Origin of the sequence: Streptomyces otsuchiensis, assembly GCF_004305975.1 — a bacterium.
Classification (GTDB): Bacteria; Actinomycetota; Actinomycetes; order Streptomycetales; family Streptomycetaceae; genus Streptomyces; species Streptomyces otsuchiensis.
This window is the reverse complement of record NZ_BHZI01000349.1, coordinates 1-5,171: the sequence shown is the minus strand read 5'-3', so window position 1 is coordinate 5,171 and position 5,171 is coordinate 1. Positions and strand designations below refer to the sequence as shown.

Below are 5,171 nucleotides of genomic sequence, written 5' to 3'. Positions count from 1 at the left end.
GCGTGGTGACGGGCCGTGGGCGGGCGGCGCACCGCACTCCTCCCTCCGGCCCCCACCCCGACAGCGCGGACGGTCGCGCCCCGCCGGGGGCCGGCGTTCCCAGAAAGGACCCATCGAGATGAGAGCCATCCGTGTCGCGCTCGCGGGCGCCGGCAACTGCGCCTGGAGCTTCAGCCAGTTCGTGGCCCAGGCCCACGCCGCCCCCGCCGCGCCGCTTCCGGGCCTGATGTGCCAGACGATCGGCGGCTACCGGCTCGCGGACGTCCGCGTGGCGGTGGCGTTCGACGTCGACGCCGACAAGGTCGGCCGACCCCTGGCCACCGCCTTCGAGGCGCCCACGATCTCCGCCACCCGCTTCGCCGAACTGGACGCCGACAAGGACGCCCCGGTCCTGCCCGCGCCTGTGCTCGACGGTCTCGTCGGCCCCATGGGAACCGTGGTCACTCCTGCCGAGGAGACCCACGACGCCACCTCCGACAGCGTCGCCAAGGCGATCGTGGAGCACGCCGTGGACGTGCTGGTGATCAGCCTGCCCACCGGCGCCACGCAGGCCGTGCGGATGTTCGCCGAGGCCGCCCTCGCAGCCGGGGCCGCCGTCGTCAACTGCACCCCCGAACGGGTCGCCCGTGACGAGGAGCTGAGCGCCCGGTTCGCCGACGCCGGTGTGCCGCTGCTCGGCGACGACCTGCGCAGCCATCTGGGCGCCACCACCCTGCACACCGCCCTCATCGAACTGCTCCTCAGCCGGGGTCTGGAGCTGGAGTCCACCTACCAGCTCAACGTGGGCGGCAACACCGACTTCCTGAACCTGGCCGACGCCACCCGCTCCGCCTCGAAGTTCACCTCGAAGGCCAACGCCCTGCGCGCCGCGGGCATGACCGACGTCAGCGGTGTGGCGGGACCCACGGGATACATCGGTCACCTCGCCGACACCAAGCTGTGCTTCGCCAACCTGCGCGCCAGGTCGGTGCTGGGCTCGGAGGTCCAGATCGACGTCAAGCTCACCGTCGAGGACAGCCCCAACGCGGCCGGGGTCATCGCCAACGCCGTGCGTGCCGCGATGACCGCGGTCGACCGGGGCTTGTCCGGAGCCGTCGACGGCCCCGCCCCGATGCTCTTCAAGAGCCCGCCGCGCGGCCTGCCGGAGTCGCAGGCCCGCTCCGCCTTCCTCGACTTCGCCGCCTGAACCGAACCCTTCCGACCCGCGCGCCCGGCCCGCGCCCTGCTGATCCGCGCGGCCCGGCCCGGCCCGGCCCGCGCTCCGATCCGTGAGATCCCGCGCCCTCCCCACGAGAGAGACGGACCATGCTGTCGATACAACGCCACCACCAGTCGGTCGAAGACCTGCCCTACGAACTGGTCGAACGCAAGGGGGTGGGCCACCCCGACACCATGTGCGACGCCATCGCCGAGCGCATGTCCCGCTACTACTCCCAGCACTGCCTGCGCGAGTTCGGCGGGGTGGCCCACCACTGGTTCGACAAGGTCACGCTGTACGGCGGCGGCGCCGACATCGACTACGGGCGCGGCGAACTGACCTCCCCGTACCGGGTCAAAGTCTTCGGCAAGGGCGCCTTCCGCGTCGGGACCACCGAGATCCCGGTCCACGACCTGATGTTCCGCGCCGCCGCCGACGTCCTGACGGAGGTCACCACCGGCTTCGACCCCGCCCGCCACCTGGTGGTGGAGCTGGGCGTCGTCGACCACCAGGGCTCCGGTCGCGGCGCCTCCCGCTACCAGCCGGCCTCGCCCGCCGACCTGGTGCCGCTGCGCTCGGCCGGCCTGGTCTCCAACGACACCAACCTCCTGCACGGCTACGCACCGCTGTCCCGCCTGGAGACCGCCGTGCAGGGGCTGGAACACCGCGTCAACGGCCCGGACTTCAAGCACCGTCACCCGGACACGGGCTGGGACGTCAAGGTGTTCGGCAGCCGCCGCGGCGACGCCTTCAGCCTCGTGGTCAACATGCCGTTCCTGGCCGCGCACATCGAGTCCATGGACCACTACCGGGTCCGCAAGGCCGTCGTGCAGCAGGAGCTGGAGGAGTACACCCGCTCCCTCGGCCTGGACGACTGCGCCATGCTGATGAACGCCACCGACCGCAACGGCCGCCCCTACCTCACGGCACTCGGCTCCGTCGCCGACACCGGCGACGTGGGCGTCGTCGGCCGCGGCAACCGGGTCAACGGCCTGATCACCCCGATGCGGCCCATGAGCATCGAGGCCCCCGCGGGCAAGAACCCGCTGGACCACACCGGCAAGATCTACAACATCATGGCGCAGCGCCTGGCCCGCCAGGTGCACGAGCAGTGCGGCGGAGGGGCCCAGGTCCACATCTTCACCTCCAAGGAAGCTCCCCTGGAACGTCCCGACGAGGTCGTCGTCTTCACCCCCGAAGCCGACGAGGAGCAGGTCCGCTCGATCGTCGAGGCCGGCGTCGCGGGCTCCGGCGACCTGACGGCCGAACTCATCGAGAAGGGCATCACCCTGTGGTGACGGCGGAACGGGTGCGAGCACTGGCCGCCGCCGGACGGGGGGACACCGGCCCGGCGCCCGACGGCCCCCCGGAGAGCGGCAGCCACTTCGCCGTGCTGGTCAAGCCCGAGGTGATGGTGGCCCCGCACGCCGCCGAGGCGCTCGCCACAGCCGTCAGCGTGCTCGACGCCGACGGGACCGCGGTCCTGCGTGCCGCCGTGCTGCCCGCCACGGAGTTCGTCCAGCGCGGCTACCTGCTGCTGCACTACCCGCGCCTGCACCGCGTCGCCGCCGACGGAGTCGCGGCCCTCACCACGACGGCCCGCGAGGCGTTGCGCGCCCTGCCGGCCGGGGCGGGCGGCGACGCGCTCGGCGCGTACGAGGCGATGACCCGCGAGGCGGGCCTGACCCCGCAGTCCCTGGAGGAACGCTGCCGGGCCGCGGGCGTGCACAAGCTGGGCTCCGGGTCCTACGCGTCGCTGACCGAGGTCAATGGCAGCCCGGCCGTGGTGCTCAACGGCTTCCTCCCCGCGCTCACCGCGGGCTACGCCGCACCGGGCGCCCGGGTCGGGATGCTGGAGTGCCACAGCCCCCGCGAGATCGCCGTGCTGCGCCGGGACCTCCTCGGCGCCCTCCATCCCGGCACGGCCGCCCCCGCGTCCCTGCGCGGCGCACTCGGGGAACTGGGCCGGCGGCACGGCATCGAGCTGTCCGAGGGCCGCAACGCCGTCCACCTGTCGGCCGGTCACCTGGAGGCGATGTTCCAGGTCTGGCGCTACTTCGCCGCCCCCGACAAGCAGGGGCCGACGGTCACCGCCTTCGGGCGTTCCCTCGCCGCGGCCGGGGTACCCGAGGCCGCCCTGGCCGCCCTCGCCTCCGACCCCGACCTGCCGGCCGGCGCGGGCGGCACGCTCGCCCCGCACGGCGCCACCGAGGACCTCGACCGCGACGCCGCCCTGCGGACCGTGCGCGGCTGGACCACCCACCTGGCCGGGAGCGGCCGGAAGGAGACATCTTGACCACCAGCAACGGAACCGCCGGCCGGGACCCCCGGGGACTGGCCGGACGAACCGCCGTGGTGACCGGCGGCGCCCAGGGCATCGGCGCGGCCGTCGTCGAACGGCTCTGCGCAGAGGGCGCTCAGGTCCTCGTCTACGACCTGAGCGCCGAGCACGGCGAGGCCGCCGTCGCCCGCTGGCGGGAGCGGGGCCACGCCGTGTCGCTCGCGGTCGGTGACGTCACCGACGAACAGGCCCTCGCGGCGGCCTTCGCGGGTCTGCCCGACGACTGGCCCGCCCCGACCCTGCTGGTGAACCTGGCGGCCGGCTTCGTCTTCAAGGGCATCGAGGCGACGGAGGCCGACTGGCGCGGCGCCCTGGACCCGACCATCGTCGGCCTCTCCCTGGCCACCCGGGAGTTCCTGCGCCACCTGCCCGAGCACGACGCCGACGCCGCCATCGTCAACATGGCGTCCATCTCGGCCCACATCGCGCAGCGCGGCTACCTCACCTACAACACCGGCAAGGCGGCCGTCCTCGGCTTCACCCGGTGCATGGCGCAGGACCTCGCCGCCCGGGGGGTACGCGTCAACTCCGTCAGTCCCGGGACCGTCTGGAACGCCAACAACGAGCGGTTCCACCGCGAGGCGCTCGGCCTGGACCGCGCCACGGCCGAGGCCGACCCCGAACACGGCGGGAAGTTCCTGCTGGGCCGGTTCGCCGACCCCTCCGAGGTCGCCGCCCCGATCGCGTTCCTGCTCTCCGGCGACGCCAGCTTCGTCACCGGCACCGACCTGCCCGTCGACGGCGGATACCTGGCGGTGTGACGGCGATGATCGATCTGCACACCCAGCACGAGCGCTGCGGACACGCCACCGGCTCCCTGCGGGACTACGTCACCACCGCAGTGGAGATGGGCGTCCAGGTGTTCGGCCTCTCCGACCACGCACCGATGTTCGCCGCCGACGAGGACCACGCCCTGCCCCGGGTCGCCATGCCCAAGTCGGAGTTCCCGGCCTACGTGGCCGAAGCCCTGGCCCTCAAGGAGGAGTTCGCCGGCCGCATCGAGATCCTGCTGTCCACCGAGGCCGACTACCTGCCCGGCCGGACCGAGCCCTACGCGCGGGAGCTGGCGCGCTACCCCTTCGACTACGTCATCGGGTCGGTCCACATGTTCGAGGGCGCCGACATCTTCGACACCCGTCGCTGGGAGCAGGTGGACGACGACGAACTGCCCGCCGTCAAAGCCCGGTTCTTCCGCACGGTCGCGGACTGCGCCCGCACCGGCCTCTTCCAGGTGATGGGCCACGTCGACGCGCTCAAGGGCAACCACCCGAAGCTGGGGCCGGTGCCCGCGCCCGCCGCGGCCGACGAGATGCTGCGCGCCATCCGCGACTCCGGGTGCGTGCTGGAGATCAACACCTCCGGCAACACCAAACAGTGCGGCGGCTGGTATCCCGAGACGGACGTCCTGGAACGCGCCCACCACTTCGGTGTCCCGGTCACCTTCGCCTCCGACGCGCACGTGCCCGGGCGCGTCTGCGACCAGTACGCCGACGTGGTCCGGGTGCTGCGCGGAATCGGATACCGCGACTGGACCTTCTTCCGGCGGGGCGAGCCCCACACGCTGCCCATGGAATGGGCAGCGTGTGGGGGTCGCCCCGTCTTTTTTTCACATCTTACGCTGCCGACGATACC

General features: G+C 72.8%; 5 protein-coding genes. All 5 read left to right on the top strand.

All coding sequences use genetic code 11. The features are described 5' to 3' along the window. The first annotated feature begins 118 nt into the window (after positions 1–118). Positions 119–1,186 (top strand): myo-inositol-1-phosphate synthase, encoded by a 1,068-nt coding sequence (locus tag E0D90_RS23315; protein WP_130799966.1) that lies wholly within the window; start codon positions 119–121, stop codon positions 1,184–1,186. Between the two features lie 119 nt (positions 1,187–1,305). Next, positions 1,306–2,496: a methionine adenosyltransferase gene (locus tag E0D90_RS23310; protein WP_130799965.1), complete on the top strand. Its 1,191-nt coding sequence runs from the start codon at positions 1,306–1,308 to the stop codon at positions 2,494–2,496. After that, positions 2,493–3,494 carry a nucleoside-diphosphate kinase gene (locus E0D90_RS26805; protein ID WP_157996926.1) on the top strand — a complete coding sequence of 334 codons (1,002 nt, stop codon included), beginning with the start codon at positions 2,493–2,495 and terminating at the stop codon, positions 3,492–3,494. Before E0D90_RS23310 ends, E0D90_RS26805 begins: the two co-directional genes overlap by 4 nt. Next, a complete protein-coding gene (locus E0D90_RS26800) occupies positions 3,491–4,300 on the top strand; it encodes an SDR family NAD(P)-dependent oxidoreductase (protein ID WP_157996925.1) in 810 nt (269 codons plus the stop codon). Before E0D90_RS26805 ends, E0D90_RS26800 begins: the two co-directional genes overlap by 4 nt. Positions 4,301–4,305: 5 nt before the next feature. Further along, the coding region (locus E0D90_RS23300) for a histidinol-phosphatase (protein ID WP_130799967.1) at positions 4,306–5,171 on the top strand (866 nt) is incomplete at its 3' end.

What these genes read in the sequence shown, in the direction of transcription:
- E0D90_RS23310 (WP_130799965.1), top strand. Translation starts at nt 1,306, where the DNA reads ATGCTGTCGATACAACGCCACCACCAGTCGGTCGAAGACCTGCCCTAC.
- E0D90_RS23315 (WP_130799966.1), top strand. Translation starts at nt 119, where the DNA reads ATGAGAGCCATCCGTGTCGCGCTCGCGGGCGCCGGCAACTGCGCCTGG.